20 protein-coding genes are annotated in these 23,078 nt (G+C 64.0%); 12 read left to right on the plus strand and 8 right to left on the minus strand.

What is annotated here, in order from left to right:
* The 4 genes from M3P27_11915 to M3P27_11930 all read left to right on the plus strand — a co-directional run.
* Positions 1-433: hypothetical protein (locus M3P27_11915; GenBank protein MDP9269013.1), on the plus strand; the 433-nt coding region annotated here is incomplete at its 5' end.
* Positions 434-594: 161 nt separating this feature from the next.
* Entirely contained in the window at positions 595-2,226 is a 1,632-nt protein-coding gene (locus tag M3P27_11920; GenBank protein ID MDP9269014.1) for a DNA polymerase Y family protein, read from the plus strand.
* Between the two features lie 66 nt (positions 2,227-2,292).
* A complete protein-coding gene (locus tag M3P27_11925; protein ID MDP9269015.1) occupies positions 2,293-5,586 on the plus strand; it encodes an error-prone DNA polymerase in 3,294 nt (1,097 codons plus the stop codon).
* Positions 5,587-5,696: 110 nt separating this feature from the next.
* Positions 5,697-6,053, plus strand: a complete 357-nt coding sequence (locus tag M3P27_11930) for a DUF2934 domain-containing protein (protein ID MDP9269016.1) — start codon at positions 5,697-5,699, stop codon at positions 6,051-6,053.
* A gap of 171 nt (positions 6,054-6,224) precedes the next feature.
* On the opposite strand, the gene M3P27_11935 is transcribed toward M3P27_11930, so the two are convergent.
* Both M3P27_11935 and M3P27_11940 read right to left on the minus strand, forming a co-directional pair.
* On the minus strand, positions 6,225-7,064 hold the full coding sequence (locus M3P27_11935) for an HD domain-containing protein (GenBank protein MDP9269017.1): 840 nt from the start codon (positions 7,062-7,064) through the stop codon (positions 6,225-6,227).
* A complete protein-coding gene (locus M3P27_11940; protein ID MDP9269018.1) occupies positions 6,997-7,428 on the minus strand; it encodes a response regulator in 432 nt (143 codons plus the stop codon). The genes M3P27_11935 and M3P27_11940 overlap by 68 nt, the downstream gene beginning before the upstream one ends.
* A gap of 213 nt (positions 7,429-7,641) precedes the next feature.
* On the opposite strand from M3P27_11940, the gene M3P27_11945 reads away from it, so the two are divergent.
* The 7 genes from M3P27_11945 to M3P27_11975 all read left to right on the plus strand — a co-directional run bounded on the left by M3P27_11945 (position 7,642) and on the right by M3P27_11975 (position 14,150).
* The gene (locus M3P27_11945) at positions 7,642-9,663 is read left to right on the plus strand and encodes a heme lyase CcmF/NrfE family subunit (GenBank protein MDP9269019.1); all 2,022 of its coding nucleotides are present in this window, start codon (positions 7,642-7,644) and stop codon (positions 9,661-9,663) included.
* A complete protein-coding gene (locus tag M3P27_11950; GenBank protein ID MDP9269020.1) occupies positions 9,663-10,163 on the plus strand; it encodes a cytochrome c-type biogenesis protein CcmH in 501 nt (166 codons plus the stop codon). The genes M3P27_11945 and M3P27_11950 overlap by 1 nt, the downstream gene beginning before the upstream one ends.
* Positions 10,160-10,456, plus strand: coding sequence for a hypothetical protein (locus M3P27_11955; GenBank protein ID MDP9269021.1), 297 nt, complete (start codon positions 10,160-10,162; stop codon positions 10,454-10,456). Before M3P27_11950 ends, M3P27_11955 begins: the two co-directional genes overlap by 4 nt.
* 80 nt (positions 10,457-10,536) lie before the next feature.
* Positions 10,537-11,817, plus strand: a complete 1,281-nt coding sequence (locus tag M3P27_11960) for a carboxypeptidase-like regulatory domain-containing protein (protein ID MDP9269022.1) — start codon at positions 10,537-10,539, stop codon at positions 11,815-11,817.
* 56 nt (positions 11,818-11,873) lie between these two features.
* Positions 11,874-12,728: a zinc metalloprotease HtpX gene (htpX, locus tag M3P27_11965; GenBank protein ID MDP9269023.1), complete on the plus strand. Its 855-nt coding sequence runs from the start codon at positions 11,874-11,876 to the stop codon at positions 12,726-12,728.
* 52 nt (positions 12,729-12,780) lie between these two features.
* Positions 12,781-13,749: a MoxR family ATPase gene (locus tag M3P27_11970; GenBank protein ID MDP9269024.1), complete on the plus strand. Its 969-nt coding sequence runs from the start codon at positions 12,781-12,783 to the stop codon at positions 13,747-13,749.
* An 83-nt stretch (positions 13,750-13,832) separates the two neighbouring features.
* Entirely contained in the window at positions 13,833-14,150 is a 318-nt protein-coding gene (locus tag M3P27_11975) for a GIY-YIG nuclease family protein (protein ID MDP9269025.1), read from the plus strand.
* Between the two features lie 126 nt (positions 14,151-14,276).
* Here M3P27_11975 and M3P27_11980 read toward each other — a convergent pair whose 3' ends face one another.
* The 3 genes from M3P27_11980 to M3P27_11990 all read right to left on the minus strand — a co-directional run bounded on the left by M3P27_11980 (position 14,277) and on the right by M3P27_11990 (position 19,960).
* Complete coding sequence (locus M3P27_11980; GenBank protein ID MDP9269026.1) at positions 14,277-15,557, minus strand: FtsX-like permease family protein; 1,281 nt, start codon at positions 15,555-15,557, stop codon at positions 14,277-14,279.
* Positions 15,558-15,578: 21 nt separating this feature from the next.
* Entirely contained in the window at positions 15,579-17,963 is a 2,385-nt protein-coding gene (locus M3P27_11985) for a hypothetical protein (GenBank protein MDP9269027.1), read from the minus strand.
* Between the two features lie 83 nt (positions 17,964-18,046).
* Positions 18,047-19,960, minus strand: a complete 1,914-nt coding sequence (locus M3P27_11990) for a SpoIVB peptidase S55 (GenBank protein ID MDP9269028.1) — start codon at positions 19,958-19,960, stop codon at positions 18,047-18,049.
* A 147-nt stretch (positions 19,961-20,107) separates the two neighbouring features.
* Here M3P27_11990 and M3P27_11995 point away from each other — a divergent pair, with 147 nt between their 5' ends.
* Complete coding sequence (locus M3P27_11995; protein MDP9269029.1) at positions 20,108-21,304, plus strand: VWA domain-containing protein; 1,197 nt, start codon at positions 20,108-20,110, stop codon at positions 21,302-21,304.
* An 85-nt stretch (positions 21,305-21,389) separates the two neighbouring features.
* On the opposite strand, the gene M3P27_12000 is transcribed toward M3P27_11995, so the two are convergent.
* The 3 genes from M3P27_12000 to M3P27_12010 form a co-directional block, all read right to left on the minus strand.
* Positions 21,390-22,130, minus strand: a complete 741-nt coding sequence (locus M3P27_12000) for a ZIP family metal transporter (GenBank protein ID MDP9269030.1) — start codon at positions 22,128-22,130, stop codon at positions 21,390-21,392.
* 59 nt (positions 22,131-22,189) lie between these two features.
* On the minus strand, positions 22,190-22,555 hold the full coding sequence (locus M3P27_12005; GenBank protein ID MDP9269031.1) for a four helix bundle protein: 366 nt from the start codon (positions 22,553-22,555) through the stop codon (positions 22,190-22,192).
* Between the two features lie 147 nt (positions 22,556-22,702).
* Positions 22,703-23,078 (minus strand): DUF933 domain-containing protein (locus M3P27_12010; protein ID MDP9269032.1); only part of this gene is annotated, 376 nt, incomplete at its 5' end.

Genomic DNA, 23,078 nt, shown 5'->3' on the forward strand with positions numbered 1-23,078 from the left:
CGCTACAGCCGGCAAGATGCCGGCGCTACGTCCCCTCGACCGCGTGCTCCGCGTCGCCGACCTGCTGCTCATGAGCGGTGGCTTCGGTCTCGTCGCGCTCGACCTGGGCGATCTTCCGCCGGACGCCGCGCGCCGCGTCCCGTTGACCACGTGGTTCCGCTTCCGTCGTGCCGTCGAAGACACTCCGGCCGCGCTCGTCGTCCTCGAGCAGGAGGCGCACGCCAAAAGCTGCGCTGCGGTGGTGCTCGAACTGCAATCGGCGCGAAGCAGCTGGCAAGAAACGCCGTCGGTCGTCGGCCCTCGGCCCTCGGCCGCAACGCTCTTCGCCGGCCTGGAAAGCGAGGCCACACTCATCCGCGGCCACGCGCAAAAGCGACACGTGGACAGCGCGAAGCTGGCGCGCTTCGAAACACGCGCCGCATGGTGTGGATGAAGACAAATTTTGAGGTTTGAATCTTGAGGTTTGAATCTTGAATTTCGAGATGCCCGTACCTACTCAAAATTCAAAACTCAAAATTCAAAATTGTTGCCATGTTCGCTGCGCTCTACATCCCGAATTTTCCCGTCGCGGCGGTCGTCCGTATGAACGACCGAATGAGCGACGGTGCCGAGCCTGAGCAGCCGGTCGCGGTGCTGGAAGGCAAGCCACCGCTCGAGAAAGTGATGGCGGCCAACGAACGCGCGCGCGCACTCGGCATCGAGCCCGGCATGACGCGGCTGGAAGCGGAAAGCTTCGGCGTCGTGAAACTGCTGCCGCGCTCGCCGGCGCAGGAAGCAGCCGCGTACGCCGCGCTGCTCGACGCCGCCTGCGCCTTCTCGCCGCGCGTCGAGGCCACCGCGGCGGATACTGTTGTCCTCGACCTGGTGGGACTAGAAGTCCTCTTCGGTCCGCCCGCGAAGCTCGGGCGCGACTTGGCGCGGCGCGCGTGCGACCTCGGCATCGAGGCGCACGTCGCCATTGCAGCGAATCCCGACGCCGCCGTCTACGCCGCGCGCGGTTTTGCCGGCGTCACCATCATCCCGCCCGAGCAGACGGCCGAGCGCCTCGGCCTGCTGCCCGTGGAGATCCTCGCGCAGGAAGCAGAAGCGCCGCAGGATTTTGACGGCGCCGCCCCGGTCGAACGTTTTGCGGAAGTGATGCAGCGTTGGGGAATCCGCACGCTGCGGCCCTTCGCCGCGCTGCCCGCGGTCGCCGTGGTCGAGCGCCTCGGACAGCGCGGACTGCTGCTCCAAAGGCTAGCCCGTGGCGAATGGTCGCGCACGCTTGTCCCCTTCGAGCCGGCGGCGGTTTTTGAAGAGATATGTGAACTGGAGTATCCGGTGGAGAACCTGGAGCCGCTGGCCTTCCTGCTGAACCGCATGCTCGAGCAACTGTGCGGCCGCCTCAAGGCACGTTCGCTCGCGACCAACGAAGTACGACTAACGTGCGTTTTAGATCATGCCGACGAAACCGAAAATCCACCACGGAGACACGGAGGCACAGAGAAAGGCAAAGAAGACAAAAAGAAAGAAAAAGATTCCTCCGTGGCTCAGTGCCTCCGTGGTGAGGTTTTCGCGCGCACGCTGAAGCTTCCCGTCCCCATGCAGGACGCGAAGGTCCTCCTCAAGCTCCTGCAGCTCGACCTGAGCGCCCATCCCCCGCCCGCGCCGGTCGAGAAGATCGCCGTGCGCGCCGAGCCGGTGAAGCCGCGCGCCACGCAGGATGGGTTTTTTGTTCCGGTCGCGCCCGAACCGGAAAAACTCGAGCTGCTGCTGGCGCGCGTTGCCGGGATCGTGGGCGAGCAGAATGTGGGCGCCGCCGAGGTGCTCGACTCGCATCGTCCGGATGCGCACCGGCTAAAGCGGTTTTCAGTTTCTCGTTTCCAGTTTCCCGAAAGAGATGCTGGAAACCGAAAACTGGAAACCGGGAACGCGCGCAGCGCGCGCCTCGCGCTCCGTCTCTTCCGTCCGCCGTTGCGCGCGCGCGTCGAGCTGCAGGCGGGCAAGCCGGTGCGCGTCTCGTTCCTCGCGCACGTTTTTTTAAGTAACCCCCGCGCCGAAGTCACCGCTTGCGCCGGCCCGTGGCGCACCTCCGGCGAGTGGTGGACGGACGATGGCTGGCAGCACGACGAGTGGGATGTCGCGCTCCGCATGAAAGACGGGAACACGAAAGACGGCGCCGCGCTCTACCGGATGTATCGCGACGTCGCGTCAGGAGATTGGTTCGTGTATGGCTCTTACGATTGATCCATTTTTTCATTGAGTCATTGAGTCATTGCTCAGCAGGCAATGGATCAATGAGTCAATGAAGCAATGACCCAATACGTAGAACTCCACGCCCGCTCCGCTTTCAGCTTCCTCGCCGGCGCGTCTTTGCCGGAAGAGTTGGCGGCCTATGCCTCGACACTCGAGCTGCCCGCCATCGCGCTCACCGACCGCGATGGCGTCTACGGCGCGCCGCGCTTTCACCTCGCCGCGAAGAAGACGGGCGTAAAAGCCCACATTGGCTCGGAAATCTCTTTTTCACCGTCTCTCCGTGGTGAACCCATCCGTCTTCCTTTACTCGTCGCCGACCGCGCCGGTTACCAGAACCTCTGCCGGCTGGTGACGAAGATGAAGCTGCGCCTGCCCAAGCATCCCAAAGCCGGCGAGCGCTGTGCCACGGACTACGACGAACTGGCGCAACACGCCCGCGGGCTCATCTGCCTCACCGGGGACGAGCACGGACCGCTCGCCGCAGCGCTCGCGCGCGGCGGCAAGAATGGAGCCAAAGACGAGGCCCGCCGCGAACTCGAAAGACTCGTCGCTACCTTCGGACGCGGCAACGTCTACGTCGAACTCCAGCGCCACTACGACCGCGCGCAAGAGGTGCGCAACCAGGCCGCGATCGAACTCGCGCGCGCGCTGCATCTGCCGCTCGTCGCCACTAACGGCGTGGCTTATGCCGCGCCTATCGAACGCGAGGTGCTCGACGTGCTCACCTGCGTGCGCGAGCACACCACGCTCGACCGCGCCGGACGCCTGCTCGCCGCGAACTCCGAGCGTTGTCTCAAACCCGCGCGCGAGATGGCGCGCCTCTTCTCCGATATTCCGGAAGCCGTCTTTAATTCGGGGGCATTGTCATCCAGATTGCAGTTCACGCTCGCCGATCTGGGCTATGAGTTCCCGCGCTATCCCGTGCCCGAAGGAGAAACGATGAACACGTTCCTGCGCAAGCGCACTGACGAAGGCGCGCGCCTGCGCTACTTGACCGACGGCAAGCGCCACCTGTGGCCGCGCGCCCGCCGCCAGATCGAGCGCGAACTCGCGCTCGTCGAGAAACTCGAACTTGCCGGCTACTTCCTCATCGTGTGGGACATCGTCCGCTACTGCCGTGAGCGGGGCATCCTCGTCCAGGGACGCGGTTCGGCGGCAAACTCCGCCGTCTGCTATTCGCTCGGCATCACCGCGGTCGATCCCGTGGGCATGGATCTTTTATTCGAGCGCTTTCTCTCCGAAGAGCGCGGCGAATGGCCAGACATCGATCTCGATCTGCCGAGCGGCGATCAGCGTGAGCGCGCCATCCAGTATGTCTACCAGCGTTACGGCGAGCGCGGCGCCGCGATGACGGCCAACGTGATCACTTACCGCGGCAAGTCAGCCGCGCGCGAGGTTGGCAAAGTCCTCGGCTTCGACCAGGAAACGCTCGACCGCCTGGCGCGCCAGGTGGGGTCTTGGGAGTACCACGACCCTAAGGACACGCGCGCGCGCCAGTTCCGCGACGCCGGCTTCGACCTGCGCCATCCCCGCATCCGCAAGTTCTACCAGCTGCTGCACGCCGTGCAGGACCTGCCCCGCCATCTCGGCCAGCACTCCGGCGGCATGGTGGTGTGCCAGGGACAGCTCGATTCCGTCGTCCCCCTCGAGCCCGCTGCCATGCCGGGGCGCGTCGTGGTGCAGTGGGATAAAGACGACTGCGCCGACCTCGGCATCGTGAAGGTCGACCTGCTCGGCCTCGGCATGATGGCCGTGCTCGAAGAGACCATCGCCACCATCAGCCGCGACTATAAAGAGGAGGTCGACCTGGCCCAGCTTCCGCCGGACGATCCCACCGTCTACGCCGCGCTCTCGAAAGCGGATACGGTCGGCATGTTCCAGATCGAGAGTCGCGCGCAGATGTCTTGCCTGCCCCGCCTGCAGCCACGCAACTTCTACGACATCGTGGTGCAGGTCGCCATCATCCGCCCGGGCCCCATCGTCGGCAACATGGTGCATCCGTATCTGAAGCGCCGCCAGGGCCGCGAGCCGGTCGTGTATCCGCATCCCGCGCTCGAACCGGCGCTGGAGCGGACGCTCGGCGTTCCCCTCTTCCAGGAACAACTGTTGCGCATGGCGATGATCGCTGCCGGTTTTTCCGGCGGACAAGCCGAAGAACTGCGCCGCGCCTTCGGCTTCAAGCGCGCCGAGGCGCGGATGAGCGACGTGGAAGTAAAACTGCGCGCCGGCATGGAGCGCAACGGCATCATCGGCGCGCAGCAGGACGCCATCGTGAAGGCCATCACCTCCTTCGCGCTCTACGGATTCCCCGAGTCGCACGCCGCCAGCTTCGCGCTGCTCGCCTACGCCAGCGCCTGGCTCAAGTGCCACTACCTCGCCGCCTTCACCGCCGCGCTGCTCAACAACCAACCCATGGGCTTCTATCATCCTTCGACCATCGTGAAAGATGCGCAGCGCCACGGCTTGGTGGTGAAGCCCATCGACGTGATGAAGTCAGACTGGTCGTGCACGCTGGAAAAGATTGCAGATCTCAGATTGCAGATTACAGAATCAAAACCTCCGGCTGATTCTGCAATCTGCAATCATCAATCTGCATTCGCTCTTCGCCTTGGCCTGCGCTACGTCAAAGGACTGCGCGAGGAAGCCGGCCGGGCGATCGTGCAGGAGAGAACCCGCGAGCATGCTCCCTTCGCTTCCATCGATGACCTCGCGCGCCGCGTCCCCGAGCTGCGCAAGGACGAACTGGTGAAGCTCGCCGAGGTGGGCGCACTGAACCGCATCGGACAAACCACTTTCGTGAAACCAGAGACCGGGAACGAGAGACGTCCCTTCCATCGCCGCGACGCGCTCTGGCAAGTGGAGAAGTCCGGACGCCTCGCCGGTCCGCTGCTGCGCTCGCTCGTCGAGCCCGACGCGCCTTCACCGCTTGCGCGCATGAGCAACGAAGAGCGCCTGGTCGCCGACTTCCGCGGTACCGGACTCACCGCCGGGCCGCATCCCATGGCCTACCATCGCCAGCGGATGATCGAGCGCGGCGTCTTTCGCGCCATCGACCTCCCCCGCTTCCGCAGCGGGAAAAAGTTGAAGGTCGCCGGGTGCGTCATTGCGCGCCAGCGTCCTGGCACCGCGAAGGGCTTCGTTTTTCTCAGTCTCGAGGACGAGACCGGGATCGCCAACGCCATCGTCACGCCCGACTTGTACGATCGCTACCGCCGCGAGCTGGCGGGCGAGCGTTTCCTGCTCATCGAGGGTGTGTTGCAGAATCAGGACAACGTGCTTTCGGTGAAGGCGGAGCGGGTGGAGCCGCTGCGGGTGACCCAGGCAGAGACTTCTTCGCACGATTTCCACTGATTGCCGTGATTCGCCGTGCGCCGGCCCGCGAAGATTGGTTTACCATGGGAGGTCTGCGCGCGAGTGCAGGAGCAGCTCTGCTCTCACTCCGCGATTTTAGGAGTAGCGCCATGCCCAGCAAGCGAGAAGAAGCAGATGGTCCGGTGAAGGCCACGCGCCGCCGGACATCGACTATCACTCTATCGTCTAGCACCCCAGCGTCCGACGCATCTCCGAACGTGACGGAAGCGAAGCCGCCCACCTCGGTCAGCGCCACCGTGCCCGCTCCCACTCTGCCCGTGACCGAGACTCCATATGGCGCAGAAGAAGAGATCCGCCGCCGCGCCTATGAGCTGTATGAGCAGGATGGACGGCAGCACGGACGCGACCACGACCACTGGCTGCGCGCCGAAGCCGAAGTGCTGAGCCGCGCCAACGACGCCCGCTCGAACCAGCGCGCTCCGAGGCGCGGTCAGAAAAGCGCGTAAGCCGCGTCAGACGCCTTCCACTGCCACCTCCGCTCGCTTGCGGAAGCCGATCGTTTTCTCGACCACCTCACTGAAGTGATCCAGGGTGGCTTCGCTCTTCCTGACCAGTGTCGCCATGCTCCGCCGCAGAAAAAGCTGCTCCTCGAGCGGAGCCACGGTGCGCCGAATGTCTTAGCCGGCGAGCTGCGCATAGGTCTGTTTGAAACTCCCTTGCAGTTCGCGGAACGCCACGACCAGTTCGGGATCGAAATGCTCGGGCAGCGTGCGGCCGTCGCCGTTCAAGATCACGTCGCAGGCTTTGCCGTGGCTGAAGCCGGCCTTATACGGGCGCGGACTGCGCAACGCATCGTACTGATCGACGAGCATCACGATGCGCGCGGCCCGCGGCGTCGCCTCACCTTTCAGACCCTGTGGGTATCCCGAGCCGTCCCAGCGCTCGTGATGGCAAAGCGCGATCTGCCGCGCCAGTTCCAGCAGCGGCGAGGGGGAACCCTTGAGCAAGCTCGCGCCCAGCACGGTATGGCGCTTCATCTGCCGCCATTCGTCTTCGTCCAGCGGACCCGGCTTGCTCAAGATCGAATCCGGCACGCCGATCTTGCCCACGTCGTGCATCGGCGTGGCGTCGAACAACAACTGCGCCGCCGCCGGCGTCCAGCCGAGATGCTCGGCCAGCGTGCGCGCGTAGTGACTGAGCCGGTCGATGTGCTTTCCCGTCTCTTGGTCCTTATAGCGCGAGGCGAAGACCAATCGGCGGACGGAATCGTAGTACGCCTTCTCCAGTTCGCGGGCGCGCCGCCGCTCGGCCTGGTATGCCGTCTTCAGATCGCGGGCGTAGATCTGCAGCTGATCGTGCGCGATCGCGAGGCGCTTCGCCTTTTCAATGTCTGAGTCGGCGAGGCGCCGAAAATCGCGCGCGTAGGCGCGCAACTGCGCTTCGACCGCCTCAAGCGGCGAAGACCAACCTGGGCCGTTTCCCGGGGAAGCCTTTTCCTGATTCATGGTCTTGCTCATTCCTGGCCAGGACTTGCTGCACCAGCTGTAGAAGTTCTAGCGGGCTGAACGGCTTCACCAGGTACGCGAGCGCACCGGTGGCCAAGCCTTGCTGACGGTATTTCTCCCCCCCCATCGCGGTCAGCAGGACGATGGGTATGTTCGCGGTGGGACCTGACGCGCGCAGTTTCTCCACGACCGCGAGGCCGCTCATGCCCGGCATCATCCAGTCGAGCACGATCAGGTCGGGCAGCTCGCGGCAAGCCATGTCGAAAGCGGAAGTGCCGTCCACCGCTAGCAACAGACGGCGATCGGGTGACTCTAGTGTGGCCTCGATCAGTTGCCGGATACTCTCTTCGTCATCAGCGATCAAGATAGTTTGCACGGGTCCCCTTTCTTCCGCGACGCTGGATGGATCCAGTATCCGCGTCGCCAGCGACGGTGCGGCAAGGAACCCCAATACCATCGCGCCGCCCTCCCGATACGGGAAGCCGAGCCGCACAGCGCGGCGTGACGGACATCACACTCCGCCTCGCGTGCTCGCCCTATGTTTGTTTACGTTGCCGGTAACTATCTGAAACAATAGGTATCTGCCCACATGGCTGTCTTTGGTACCTTCGCGCTTTTGATCGCGCTCGCGCTCTCCGGCTATGCCCTGTTCGCGGGCCTGCTGGCGCTCGTCTTTCACCGCCGCCAGTCGGCCGCGCTGAGCGAGACGGCCCGCCGCGCCGGCATTGCCGTGTTCCTCTGCGTGACCGCCGCCGCGTTCGCGCTCATCTATGCCGCGTTCACCAACGACTTCACCATGGAGTACGTGCGCCAGCACTCCAACCGCGCGCTCCCCGGCATCTATAAATTCTCTGCGCTGTGGTCGGGACAGGAAGGCTCGCTGCTGCTGTGGGCGTGGCTGCTTGCCGGTTACGGATTCGTGCTGCGCGTCCGCCACAAAGTGGATCCCAAGCTGGTGGCGTTCGCTTCCGTCGTGCTCGCCGGCATCCAGGTGTTCTTTCTCTTGCTGCTGAACTTTGCCGCGCGGCCATTCGCGCTGGCCACGCGCGCCGTCGAAGACGGCAACGGGCTCAACCCGCTCTTGCAGTATCCCGAGATGGTCATCCATCCGCCGATGCTTTACCTCGGCTACGTCGGATTCAGCGTGCCGTTCGCTTTCGCGCTGGGCGCGCTCGCGATGCGCTACCCGGGCGAGAAGTGGATCCACATCACACGTCGCTGGACGATGGTGACCTGGGGATTCCTGACTCTCGGCGTCTTCCTCGGCATGCATTGGGCCTATTCCGTGCTCGGATGGGGTGGCTACTGGGGATGGGACCCGGTCGAGAACGCATCGATCCTGCCCTGGTTCACCGGCACCGCGTTCCTGCACTCGGTGATGATGCAGGAGAAGCGCGGCATGATGAAGAAGTGGAACATGTGGCTGATCTTCGCCACCTTCATGCTCGCCATCCTGGGAACATTCCTCACGCGCTCGGGCGTGGTCAGCTCGGTGCATGCGTTCGCGCAGTCCTCGATCGGTACGTGGTTCCTCGTCTTCCTCGGCATCACCTTCGCGGTCTGCCTGTTCTTCTTCTTCAAGAACACCGCGTACCTGCAGTCGGAGCACCACCTCGAAGCCCTGGCCTCGCGCGAGTCGAGCTTCCTGTTCAACAACGTCATCTTCCTGGTGGCCTGCTTCACCGTGCTCTGGGGAACGCTCTTCCCCATCCTCTCCGAGTGGGTGCAGGGGACGAAGGTCACCGTGGGCCCGCCATTCTTCAACCGCGTGATGATCCCCGTGGGATTGCTGCTGCTCATCCTGACCGGCGTCGGTCCGCTGCTGGCTTGGCGCAAGACTTCGCTGGGCAGCCTGAAGCGGAACTTCACCGTGCCCATCGTCGTCGGACTCGCCGCCGGTATCGTGATGATCGCGACGCGCTGGGTCTCGCCGTGGGCCTCGCTAAGCGAGCTCTACTCGTGGTCCACCATCGTCCTCGCGGTGATGGTCGCGGTGACGATCTTCTCCGAGTTCGCGCGTGGCGCGCGCGTGATCGCCGGGCACACCGGACAGAACCTTGCCGCCGCCATGGTGCAGCTCACCCGCCGCAACACGCGGCGGTATGGCGGATACCTCGTCCATTTCGGCGTCGTGTTGATCATGATCGGTTTCGCCGGCGCCGCCTTCAACCAGGAGCGCGAGCAGGAGATGGGACTGGGCGACACGATGCAGCTCGGCCGCTACCAACTCGTCGGCAAGACGTTCACGCAAGACGACAACGCCAACTACTCGAGCAACGCTGCCATCCTCGACGTCTATGAGAATGGCAAGTTCGCCGGCACCATGTATCCGGAGAAGCGGCTTTACAAGGCCAATGGAGAACCGGGGACCATCGTCGCCAATCGCTCCACGCTGCGCGACGATCTCTACCTCGTCTTCGCCGGCATCAATGGCGACAACACCAAGCCCATCATCAAGGCATACCTGAATCCGCTGGTCGCATGGATCTGGCTGGGCGTGCTGGTGGTTGTGTTCGGCACGCTGGTAGCGCTCGTCCCTAACCTGCAGGCGGCTGCGGTGCGGCAGCGTGTGGCCGCGCCGGAAGCGGTTCCGGCAGAGGCGGGAGACTGATGAAGAATCGCCTGATGAAGAAACGCCTGATGAAGAAACGCTGCGCCCAGCTTGCGCTCATCGCCATTCTCGCGTTCACCGTCATGGGCGCGGGCGACAATGCCACGCGCTTCAACGCGCTCGGACACGGCATGATCTGTCCCTGTGGCTGCAACCAGATCCTGCTGGAGTGCAACCACGTCGGCTGCCAGTACTCCGACCGCATGCGCGGCGAGTTGCAGACCATGATCTCGAACGGTCAGGCGGACGAAGCCATCACGCAAGCGTTCGTCCTGAAATACGGCAACACCATCCTGGCCGCGCCGACGAAGACGGGCTTCAACCTGGTGGCGTGGGTCGTGCCGTTCGTCGTACTGGGCGCCGCGACGTTCTTTGCCGGATTAGTCGTCCGGCGCTGGCGCAGCGACGATGCCCTCGCGCCGCTGCCCGCCGCGGCTGGGGACGGTGCGGATGGATTCGAGCGCTACCGCGAACAAGCGCGCCGGGAGACCGGATTATGACCGTTGCCGCCTGCGCTGTGCTCGCTCTCGGATGCCTCGCCTACGTCTTCTGGCCGCAGCGCGTGCAGGTGGCGCGCACCCAGAAGTCGCGCCTGGAATTCCTGCGCGAGCGCCGCGAGGTGGTCTACGAGAACCTGCGCGACCTGAACTTCGAGAACCAGGCCGGCAAGCTCTCGCCGGAAGATCACGCATCGCTGAGCGCGTCGCTCGAAGACGAAGCCGCCGTGCTGCTGGCCGAGATCGACGAACTCCAGCACGCCGAATGGAACGAGGCCACGACCCCATCCCGATGAATACTCGCCGCCCGCTTTTCAAAGCACCGACTTGCATCCGCCCGCGCTGCACACAAACGACCTGCGTCCTTATCCTTATATTGACGCTCGCTACGCTCGCCGCCGCTGCCGACATCACCGGCACCGTCACCAACCGCACCAGCAACCAGCCCGCCGCGCGCGCCGACGTGATCCTGCTGAAGCTGGCGCAGGGGATGGAAGAAGCCGCGCGCACCAAGACCGACTCTCAAGGCCGCTATCGTCTTACGCTCGACGATGCGAACGCGCCGCATCTCATCCGCGTCGTCTATCAGGACGCCACGTATCACAAGGCCGCGCCGCCGGGCGTGACCTCCGCCGACATCGACGTCTACGACGCGGCTGCAAAAGTCCCCGGCGTGCGCCTCAGCATGAACATCGTGCGGCTGGAACCTCAACCCGGCCAGCTCAACGTGATGGAACTCTACGTTGTCAAGAATGAATCGAAGCCGCCGCGCACGCAGATGAGCGATCGCACCTTCGAGTTCACCTTGCCGCCCGACGCCAAGATCGATACCGCCATCGTCGCCTCCCCCAGTGGGATGCCGGTGAATGGCAGCCCCATCCCTGGCAAGAAGGCGGGGGAGTACGGATTCATGTTCGCGCTGCGTCCCGGCGAGACGCGCTTCCAGGTGGGATACCACGTCCCTTATTCCGGCAGCGCGCAGTGGAAGCCGCCGATCACCGGGCCGCTCGAGCACTTCGTCGTCATGGTCCCCAAGTCGGTGACGTTCACGCCCGCCGATCCCGCACTCTACTCCGCCATGGATGACGCCAGCGCGGTCGTGCGCGTTGCGACCAACGTTGATCCGAAACAGAACCTCGCTTTCAGCATCTCCGGTACCGGGACGATCAGCGAGAGTGAAGGCGCGGGGGCCGGCGCGGGTGCGAGTGGTGCAGGTGGCGCCGAAGGTGGCGGAGCGCAGCCGGCGAACGGCCGCGAGCTGCCCGGCGGCGGACTCGGCAAGCCCATCGATGCGCCCAACCCGCTCGAGAAATATATCTGGTGGATCCTCGGCGGCTTCATCGTGCTGCTCGCCGCCGGCGCGTGGTTCTTCTACCAGCAGCCCGCTGCGCCCGATGAAGACGACGAAGCGGCTCGTGCGGCAACCGAGATGCCGCGGACGCGCATCGTCGCCCCTCGTACCGCCGCCGGCCAACCGACTTCCGCCGCGCGCACCTCCGGCAACGGACGCTCCGCGCTGCTGCTCGACGCGCTCAAGGAAGAGATGTTCGCGCTCGAGACCGACCGCGCCACCGGCAAGCTCTCCGCCGAGGAGTACCAGCAGCACAAAGCGGCACTCGACCTCACGCTGCAGCGCGCGCTCTCCCGGCAGAAATAAGACTTTTCTGCAGCGAAGCTGGCCTCCGGTGCATCTCTAATGCTTGAACTACTCCTATGACCAACATTTTCAAGACGACCTTATTACTGACGGCGCTCACGCTGCTCTTCCTCGGCATCGGACGCTACTGGGCCGGCGAACAAGGCATGATCTATGCCTTCATCTTCGCCGTGGGCCTGAACTTTTTCAGTTATTTCTTCTCCGACAAGCTGGCGCTGGCAATGTACCGTGCGCAGCCGGTGACGCGTGAGCAACTGCCGCGGCTTTACCAGATCGTCGAGCGGCTCACCGGGCGCGCCGGCCTGCCCATGCCCAAGCTTTATGTGATTCCCACCGACTCGCCCAACGCGTTCGCCACCGGGCGGAACCCGAACCACGCCTCGGTCGCGGTGACGCAGGGCATCCTCGACTTGCTGACGGACGAGGAGCTGGAGGGCGTGCTGGCGCACGAGTTGGGACACGTGCGCAACCGCGACATCCTGATCAGTTCGATCGCCGCGACCATCGCCGGCGCCATCACCATGCTGGCGCGCTGGGCGATGTGGTTCGGCGGCGGCGGCCGCGACGACCGCGACCGCGGCGGCGGACTCGCCGCGCTGCTCATGCTGATCCTGGCGCCGCTCGCAGCCATGCTCATCCAGCTCGCGGTCTCGCGCTCGCGCGAGTATGGCGCCGACGACTCTGGCGCCAGCCTGACCGGCAACCCGTACGCCCTCGCCAGCGCGCTCGAGAAGCTCGACGCCTACTCCCGGCGTCGCCCGATGATGGCCTCGCCCTCGACCGCGCACCTGTTCATCGTGCAGCCGATGATCGGCATGAGCTTTGCTGAGCTGTTTTCCACCCATCCGCCTATCGCCAAGCGCATCGCGCGGCTGATCGGGCGGCCTGAGTTGAGCGGGCGGGCGAGCTGAGGCAAAGCCGGCGGAGCGGAAAAGCCTGGAAAAACGATATACTCCTGCATCCATGAACCCGCAGACAGCCCTGGGCACCGACGCGCTGGCCAAGCGCGCTGCTGCCCTTGAAAGCGCGCTGAAGGTCGTGATCCGCGGCAAGGACGACGTGGTCCGCTTGGCGATGGTCGCCATCCTGGCGCGCGGCCATCTGCTCATCGAAGGCGTCCCCGGTGTGGGCAAGACCACGCTGGCGCAAGCGCTGGCGCGCGCCATCGACTGCACCTTCCAGCGCATCCAGTTCACCGCCGACATGCTGCCGAGCGACGTGGTCGGCATCTCCATCTACTCCGCGATGGAGCAGAAATTCGAATTCAAGGCGGGACCCATATTCGCCAACGTGGTGTTGGCCGATGAGATCAATCGCACCACGCCGAAGACGCAGTCGGCGCTGCTCGAGGCGATGAACGAAGGCCAGGTCACGGTCGACAGCCACTCGCACATCCTGCCGCAGCCCTTTGTGGTGATCGCGACGCAGAACCCGGTGGAGCATCACGGCACTTATCCGCTCCCCGAATCGCAGATGGACCGTTTCCTCATCCGCGCGCGCATGGGATATCCCGATTCCGGCAGCGAGCGCGAGATCCTGCGCGCCGAAGCGGGCACGGCGCAGCTCGAGGCGCTGCATCCGGTGGTGAGCGCCGCCGACGTGGTCGCGATGCAAGCGGAGGCGGCGCGCGTCCGGGTGGACGAATCCTTGGTCGGATACACGCTCGAGATCGTGAAGCGCACGCGCGAGTCGGAGTACCTGTCGCTCGGCGTCTCGCCGCGCGGCTCGCTCATGCTCTACCGCGCCGCGCAGGCGCTGGCGTTCATCGACGGCCGCAACTTCGCTACGCCCGAGGATTTCAAGCAGCTCTCGAGCGCCGTGTTCTCCCACCGCGTGGTCCCCAACGCGCGCTACTCCACCACGCTCAAGAAGACGGAACAGTCGGAGCAGATCCTGCGCGAGATCGCGGATAGCGTTCCCGTACCGGTCTGAGGCCAACTCTTGTCATTCCGACCGAGCGCGAACCCGCTACGCCGGGCGAGCGCGAGCGGAGGAAGCCCTATAATCCACCCGCCATGCCCGAGTACAAGTTTTTCGTCTACATGCTCGCCAGCATCTCGGGAACGGTCTATATCGGCATGACGAACGACATCTACTCGCGCGTGCTTGCGCACAAGGCGGGAGAAGGCTCCTGGTTCACCAGCCACTATGGCGTTGATCGCCTGGTCTATGTCGAGCGCTTTCGCTATGTGAACCGCGCGATCGCACGGGAGACTCAGCTGAAGAGATGGCGGCGCGAGAAAAAGGTCAAACTGATCGAGTTGGCGAACCCAAAATGGAAGGACCTCGCCGCGCAGTGGGGCAAGCCTCTGAGCAAACTCGTTGTGCCATAGGGCTTCCTCCGCTTCGCGCTCGCTGGCGCTCTCGCTCCGGTCGGAATGACAATCCAAGAGCTAGTCGCTCGGGCGGAATGACAATCCAAGAGCTAGTCGCTCGGGCGGAATGACAGTCCAATAGGACTACTCGTACCGCAGCGCTTCGGCCGGTAATATCCGCGCGGCCGCCCACGAAGGATAAATAGTCGCGACCAGCGAGATCAGGAGCGCGATCACCGCGACGAGGACGCCATCGAGCACGCGCGGCGAGGCCGGAACGTACGCGATGGAATACACCTCGGGATTCAGCCTGAAGAACTGGTAATGGCTGAGCGCCCAGGTGCCGAGGTAGCCGAGTATCAATCCGAAAAAAGTCCCGATGGTCCCGATCAGCACGCCCTGACCGATGAAGATGCGTCGCACCTGCGCACGCTTCGCGCCCATGGACATCAGCACGGCGATGTCGCGCGTTTTTTCCATCACCATCATGGTGAGCGAGATCAGGATATTCAACGCGGCGACGAAGACGATCAGCCCGATGGCGAGGAACATCACGCGCCGCTCCATCTGCAACGCCTCGAAGATCTGCTTGTTCTGCTCCATCCAGCTCGACGACATGTAGCCCTTGCCGGCGGCGGCCTCGAGCTCGTGCCCGATCTCGCCGGCGCGGTCGATGTCGTCCACTTTGAATTCGAGCACGCTGGCCACTTCGCCCAGCCCGAAGAGCTGCTGCGCATCGCGCAGCCGGACGAACGCCCACGACTTGTCGTAATCGTAGAAGCCGGAGTTGAAGATGCCGGCGACTTTGAAACGGACGTACTTCGGCACGATGCCGAACGGCGTGAGCTCGCCCTGCGGCGAGGTAACGAGCACGACCGAGCCGACCGTCGCGCCCAGATCGTTGGCCATCTCTTTGCCGAGGACGATGGGTGGGAGTTCTGGCAGATCAGGCGGCTCGCCCTCATGACGGACCCGCTCCGGCCGTGCCGGTGGCGACGGCGCTTCCAGTTTTTCCGCCGAGCCGAGCTGCACCGACTGCAACAGCTCGCTTACCTTCTTCTCGTACTCCGGCAGCACGCCCTTCACCACCGCGCCGGTAGCGCGCGCGCCGCGCGAGACCAGCACCTGCTCGTAGATGGCCGGGGCGCCGGCTTTTACTCCCGGCTGTTTTTCCAAGCGCTCGAGCAGCGGCTTCCAGTCTTTGATGCCGTCGGATTCCACACGCATGAGGTTCACGTGGCTGGACGCGCCCAGCAGTCGCCGCTCCAGATCCTGGCGGAATCCGTTGTTGATGGCCAGCGCGATGACCAGCGAAGCCACGCCCGCGGCGACGCCGACCACGGAGATCGCGGTGATCACGCCGATCACCGCCTGGCGGCGCTTGGCGCGCAGGTAGCGCGCGGCGATAAAGAGTTCGAAGCGCATCGGTTTATTCGAGCGTCACCCTTAACGCTGTTTCGAATGGACGACCGTCTTCGCCGTCGCCATGTTGCTGTAGCGATCGTAGACGCGGACCACCACCACGTGCTCGCCGGAATCTGCCGCGCGCTGCAGCTTCGCGCCCTTCGCCGCTGGTGCGTCCGGGGCCGCCAGCGGCACGCTGAAGTCGTAGTGTTCCATCCTGGAATCGGATATCTGTCCCACTGGCTCCACGAACTTCCACTCGCCCGCGTCGACGGAGTACTCGGCGCGGCGGATGGGCGAAAAAGTATCGGTCGCGCGGAAGATCACGTGTAGCGCGCCACCGTCAGTCGCCGCGCTCAGGTCGGCGATGACCGGCGCGGTGGTGTCGATCTCGAAGCGCGCGCTTTCCTTTTCATCGCTGAGCGCGTCGTTGGGCGAGTGTGAGGGAGCGTCGGAAGCGACCACCTTGACCACGTAGCCGCCATCGGGCAAGAGCGCCGTTTCGGTGGAATAGTATCTTTCGGTCAATCCATCTTTGAGCAGCTTCCAATTGCTCTCGCCATCGCCGCGATAGTAGAGCGCGTAGACCAGGTCGTCGTCGTTGTCATCGTGCGCGCTCCACCGGATGGCGACGTACTCGGCATCGCGGAATGCGGACGGCGCGAAGTCAGGACGCGGCGCCGCGACTGGCGGGGGCGGGCTGCCGCCCACCTGCACCGGCCCGCCGTCGTCTGTCGACTGCTGCCGCGGGACTTGCTGGAAGCGCGCGCCGGGCTGCACTGCGACGTCGTCCACCGCCGGCGCCACATTCTTCGAGCGGTAGTTCAACGTCACACTCTCGAGTCGCGCGGGCTTCTCGCTGGGACGCAGCACCGCTTTCCACTGCACGAAGCGGGCGGGCGGAACATCCAGCATCCCGTCTCTGAGGTCCACGCGCTTCCACGCGCTCCAGTTGCGATCGGGGTTATCGACGTTGCCGCTGCGCGCGAAGAGTTCCGCGTTCCCGGTGCCGCGCCATTCGGCGCGTCCCCAACGCGAAAAGATGCGCGCGTCGAACACGTCGCTCTCATAGGTGCCCTCACTCTCCGGCTGCGAGCCGAGCAGGAAGACCTTGCCCAGGTTGCTGGTCACCGCGTAGAGGCCGTGGTCGGGCGCGTGTGCGAAGCCGGTGACTTGTGTAGCCGGAGCCTTCAGCAGGTCGGTGAAGTCGCCGTTGTTCTCGATCACGTAGACGCGGCCTTTGTTACCGGTGCCGGCCAACAGGCGTCCACGAGCATCGAACGCGAGCGCGTAGACCAGGTCTTCACGCGATGCCCACAGCCGCTTGGGCGAACCGTCGGGCGCGATCTGGTAGATCTCCGAGCCGCCCGGCCCGCCGAACAACGGCAGTCCGAGGGGAGGTCCACCAGGCGGCGCGCCGGCCGGCGGCCCACCCGGCGCGCCTTGCGGGTTGGCAGTGCCGGTCGCGCTGAAGGTGAAGCCCGCGGTTCCGGTCGCCGGCGTGATGGGCGCGGAGGTGGGCGGCCCACCACGTTTCTCGCCCGCACCCGCGGCATAGATGTTGCCGGCCTTGTCGATGGCCAGCGCGGTGATCTCTTTCTTCGGCGCGCTATACAGCACGAACGCTTCGCCCGCCGGCGAGATGCGATAGACCAGCCCACTGCCGTCGGAGCCGGCGATCAGGTTCTCTTTGTCGTCGAGGGCGAGCACGCGGATGTGCGCCTCGTCGCTCTTGAAGAAGACGGTGCCCTCGCCTGCCGCGGTGACCCTGAAGATCTCGCCGCGGTCGCCAGTGGCAACGTAGAGGCGGCCGGCTCCGTCGACCGCGAGGTCCCAGATGTATTTCGTCTTCGGATCGAACCACACGCTGGCGCGGTAGCCGCCGTCGACTGGGACCTGGGCATCACTCTGGGCACCACCTGAAGTCGCGCCCTCCGCCCCGGTCGCCTCCTGGCTCGCCGGCTTCGCCGGTTTCTTCTCCGCCTTTTTGTCGGCAGGGTTCTTGGCGCTGGACTGCGCCGCCGCTTCGGAAGGTGCGAGGCGGTAGATCTTCCCATCCGGCGAGGTCGCAGCATAAACCACGCCGGCCTTGTCGGAGACGGCGAGCGCCTGCACCTGCAACTCTTTCGGTTCGAAGATCACCGTGGCCGTGCCCTCGGGCGTGACCTTGTAGACGCGGGCCGGCGAACCGGTCGCGAGGTATACGTTGCCCCTGAGGTCGGCGGAGACCGCCCACACGTAAGTCGAGGGCGAGCTGTAGAGCAACCGGAAGGCAGGCGCGAGTTCGAGCGCGCCGTCGGAGCGGATGGCCACCGCCTTCGCCGTCCCTTTCTCGAGATCGTCGAAGGAAGATTGCTGCCAGGCACGAGTGCCTTGCGCGCAGGCGAAGGAGGAAAGCAGCAGCAGGACGAGCGGGAGTCTTCTCATGAGCGTAAAGATTCAGTGTACGACTTTCGCCGCTGAAAATGCGAAGGGCACGGCCGCAGCCGTGCCCTTTTTCCCTGCTGCGATCATTTTATGGTGATGGTGATGACTTGCGCGCCGCTCACCACATAGGCCAGCGGGGTGGAAGCTTCGTCCACCGCGCTCTCGCCGGTGACCAGCATGTCGCGGGTGCCGCGCATGCCGTCCATCACATTCATCACCGAAAGCGGCAGCGTGGGCATGACCTTGTCTTCGATCATGGCCTGCGGATTCGCTTCCAGCAACGAGACGTAAAGGTGGTCGTTAAGATGTTCCTTGTTGAGCGAGGCGATGGTGGTGCCCAGGTCGTAGCGTCCGCCGAAGGCCAGGCTCATGCGCCGCGTGCGGTCGAGCGTCTCGCCATCGGACACCAGGATCCGCAGCGTGCCCTTCGGCGTTGAGGTGGGGACCTTGACCGGGATCTGGCGCACGATGCGCTCGCCGCGATATGGACGCAGCACTGCCTCGACCACGATCTGCTCCCCGGGCCGGGCCTCGGTCACGTCGGTGCGCGCGCTTTCCAGCTTGGCGAACTTGCGCTCGCGGATCAGGTCCAGGTCCATGGTCACACCCTGGATATTCGGCGTGACGTAAGGGTTCTCGAAGATGCGTCCAAAGCGGTCGCCCAGCGAGACTGCCACCACGAACGCTGCCGGCATATTGGAGTCGACGGGCGAGAACATGTTCTGCAGGTTCACGTCCGGATATCCTGCCACCCCGATCTTGCCCGTCATGCGGAAGGTGATGTCGTCCCCGGCGTCGTTCATGCTCTGCAGCGAGTTGAACACCGTGGCCATCATCAGCAGCGGCGTGATCTTCGAGTTGGAGAGCACCTCGTAGTGGTAGCTCACCGGCTTGGGCCCGCCGTGTACGTTGAGCGTTACCGGGATCATCCGCGGCTGCTTGTTGAAGCGGCCCATGATGCCGGTGTGGCGGTCTTGCACGAACGATCCCACTTCTTCGGTCGCGTTCACGATCTTGAAAGCGTTGGCTGGTGAAGGCAGCGTGGCGAGCACGCGCGACTTGGTCATCGGCATGTCGACCATGCCGAACTGCAGCAGCGGATGGCCGCAGGCGAGCAGCCGTTGCGCGTCCATGTATGTCACGGTGCAGGTGGCGGCGATGTTCATGTCGCCGCGGACCAGCAGCGCGCTCACGGACGAGCCCGGTTCGAGCGGCTCGGGCTGTTTCTCGTCGCTCACCGAGCCCGCTCCCATCACCGGCATCACGCCGGCGGAGGCAAACTGCGAGGCAAAGCGGCGCACGGAATCTTCGCTGAATCCTGAGAACACCAGAGGAGCGCCGATGGGCTTGAGATATTGCGCGTAGGCGGGAACCTCGGGCGCGGCGGCAGGCGCCGGCGGCGCTGTCATCGATGTCTTCGTCGCCTCCGATTTCGGCTTACCGCCGGCAACGGATTCTGCCGGGATGGTCTTGTCGAGCTCATTGATCTCCAGCATCTCTTCGATGGGAGTAACGCCGGCGATCGGCTCGCGCGAGAATTCTCCGAGACGGAACGCCAGCGCGCCGGCGAGGCGTCCATTGAAATAGACCGGGCTGCCGCTCATGCCGGCGACCACGCCGGTGTATTCCACTTTTTGTCCGTGGAGGCGGACCAGGATCACGTTGCTCTTCGGGCCGTTGAAGTTATTCTTGAGCACGCCGAGGACTTCTACCTCCATCGGCTCCGGCTTCACTCCCTCAAAGACGGTGTAGGCCACGCCGCGCATCCCCGGCTCGATCTCCGTTATGGGGATGATGTTGGGCGTCGAAGCGACGTTCGAAGCGACGTTTGAGACGACGTTCGAAGCGACTTCGGGCAACGCCGCATTGGCGGCGGCCGCCGGCGCAGGGGCGGGAGCTTGCGCGACTGTTTTTTTCGGGGTGGCGGCTGATCCGGCTGCAGCGCACAGAACGATGGCGAGCAGGACAACGAGGCGCGGGAACAATAGATTCTTCATACAGCGATAAGGGCCTTCCCTTCCCAGACTCGAAAAACGGCGGCAAAAAGCCGCTCGTCGCAGGTTCAAAAAGGGATGATCCGGCATCTATACTACCATCAGATACTCTGGACCCTGGTTGCTATGTCTCCGAAAACACACTTAGTCATGCCCGCAGAACGCCTTGCCGTGTTAGTCCGGTTGGCATTGGTGGCAGCCGCGCTGGCGGCACCGTTCAGCTTCGCCCAGCCGCAAGCGCCGCAGACGAACCCGACCCAGCCCCCGCCCTCCGGCGCTTCCGGGTCGAAGGACGCGCAGGAGTCCGCGCCCAGCTCCGGCGGCCCCGAGGGCGACGTCGGGACGATCGCCATCCCCAAGAAGAAGGATGAGAGCGCGCCGCCGGAAAAGAAAGACAAGCCGGAGAAATTCAAGAACCCGGCAGGCATGCCCGATTACTCGGTGCGCGTCGACGTGCCCTCGGTGACCGTGGACGTGACCGTCACTACCCGGGAGGGCGGCTTCGTCCCCGGCCTGCACAAAGAGAACTTCCGTGTGCTCGAAGATGGCGTTCCGCAGAAGGTGACCACGTTCACCCAGTCCGAGGCGCCCATCACTGCGGTGCTGCTGGTCGAGTTCGCCAACACGAACTACAGTTTCATCAATGACATGCTCGCCGCTTCCTACACCTTCGCCTCCGGATTGAAGCCGCAGGACTGGATCGCGGTGGTGTCCTATGACATGCGGCCGCAGATCCTCGCCGACTTCACCCAGGACAAGAAGCAGATCTACGCCGCGCTCGGTCACCTGCGCATTCCCGGATTCAGCGAGACCAACCTGTTCGACGCGCTCTACGACACGCTCGACCGCATTGACCGCATCGAAGGCCGCAAATACGTGATCCTGATCTCCAGCGGCCTCGACACCTTCAGCAAGCACACTCTCGACGACGCGTATAAGAAGGTGAAGACTACGCCGAACGTCACCATCTTCGCCGTGAGTACGGGCGGCTTCGTCCGCACCCAGGTCGAGGGCAGGATGGGTCCGATCACCTCGATGAATTACCTGCAGGCTGACAATCAGATGAATTACTTCGCCAAAATGACCGGCGGACAAGCCTACAAGCCGCGCTTTCTTGGCGAGATGCCGGAGATCTTCGGTTCCATCGCCAACGTGATCCGCAGCCAGTACTCGCTCGCCTACCATCCCAGCAACACCAAAATGGATGGCTCGTATCGCAAGATCAAGGTCGAGCTGGTGAACCCTATGAACGGGGAGCCGCTGAAGATGGTCAACGAGAAGGGCAAGCAGCTGAAGTACCAGATCATCGCGCGTGACGGCTACAGCGCCAAGCACCAGGTGGAGTAGTGGTGATGGAATAGTGGTGGAGGTGGAGCAGGCGACGTCAACCCCAGCTTTGGCTGGGGTCTTCTTTTGCTCGCGACTCGCGGCTTTAGTGAACGTGGAAGAGGCGGTCGAGCGCGAACATCAATCCCACACCGAGGAAGACGACCAGCGCCATCTTCACGCCGGGCTCGCGGTTGACCTCGGGCAGCAGGTCGGTGGCGGCCACATAGATAGTCACCCCGGCAGAGAGTGGTAGGCCCGCATCGACACTGTGCTGGAAGACGGCCATCGTCAGCACGCCGGCAAGCGTTGCGCCTCCGAGCAGTACAGAAGCGCCCCACGACTTCAGCCGGCTGCGTCCGCTCGCCAGCATCACCGACGCGACGGTGAAGCCTTCCGGCACTTTGTGCAGGAAGACGGCCCCGAAAACGATCCATCCCAGGAAGTTCGAGACCAGGAAGCCACTGGCGATGGCGATGCCGTCGAAGAAGGCGTGGATGAGCAAGCCGAACAACACCGAGAGGCTGCGATGCGGCGGCGTGACTTCATGCTCGTGCGTCTCTTCCCCGAAATGGAAGTGCGGTGTGAGCGTGTGCTCGAAAAGATGGACGATCAGGTATCCGCCGAGGATGAAGAATGGAGCCCAGCCGTGCGGGTTCAGTTCCGGCTTCAGGCTTTCCGGGATCATCTCGAGGATCGCGGTGGCCAGCATGAATCCCGAGCCCAGCGCGATGAAGTAATTGAGATAGCGCCGCTCCCAGTGCCGCTGCACCATGATGGCGCCGCCGAACACGTTGGCGGCGGCGGCGGTGACGCCGAGCAACACGCTAAGCAGAATCGGATGCATTCAGAGTACCCAGTACCCGGTACTCAGTACCCAGTACCCAGTATCCAGAGAATCCCTCATCACGCTCCTTCGACCTGCATGGAGTTAATCAGCCCGTTCGTGATCCGGCCGATCTCTGCGGATTGCTTCTCACTTCTCTTGAGCTGCTCGGCATCAATGTACTTGAGCCGTTCACAGATCACTAACTGCGTCTCGATCTCGGCCAATGAGCCCAGCGAGTTTCGCAAAAAATGAACAAACTCTCGTTTGGAATAGCGCGCTTGCCCCTCTGCAATATTGCTTGGCACGGACACAGCAGCGCGTCGAAGCTGAGATGTTAGTCCGTAAAGTTCGTGCTTCGGGAATCCCTCGGTGAGCTTGTAGATCGCCACCACGAGATCGATGGCTTTCTGCCACGCAACCAATTCTTTGTAAGACTGCGCCATGCTTCTCCCTCCATCCGGCAACCGGGCACAGAGTACTGATCGCGCGGCAGATCGGTACAGGACATTGAGCGCTCGGCCGCTGGGTACCGGGTACGGAGTACTGGGTACTACTCCGGCCACTGAGTACCGGGTACTGAGTACTGGGTACTACCCGGAGTGGCGAATGTGCATGACGTCGCCATCTTTCACAATGTAGTCCTTGCCTTCAAGGCGCAGCGTGCCCTTGCCGCGCGCGTTCGCTTCCGAACCTGCCTCGAGCAACTGGTCCCAGTGAATGGTCTCTGCGCGGATGAAATGTTTTTCCAGGTCGGAGTGGATCGCGCCCGCTGCCTCGACCGCGCGCCATCCGCGGCGGATGGTCCAGGCGCGGCACTCGTCTTCGCCCACGGTGAAGAACGAGATCAGGCCCAGCAGTTCGTAGGTCTTGCGGATCAAACGCGCCAGGCCGCTCTCGGTCAGATGGTAGCTGGAGAGGAAGTCGGCCGCGTCGGCGTCGCTCATCTCCGCCAGTTCGGCTTCCACC

The organism is Acidobacteriota bacterium, assembly GCA_030774055.1.
Lineage (GTDB): Bacteria > Acidobacteriota > Terriglobia > Terriglobales > Acidobacteriaceae > JACPNR01.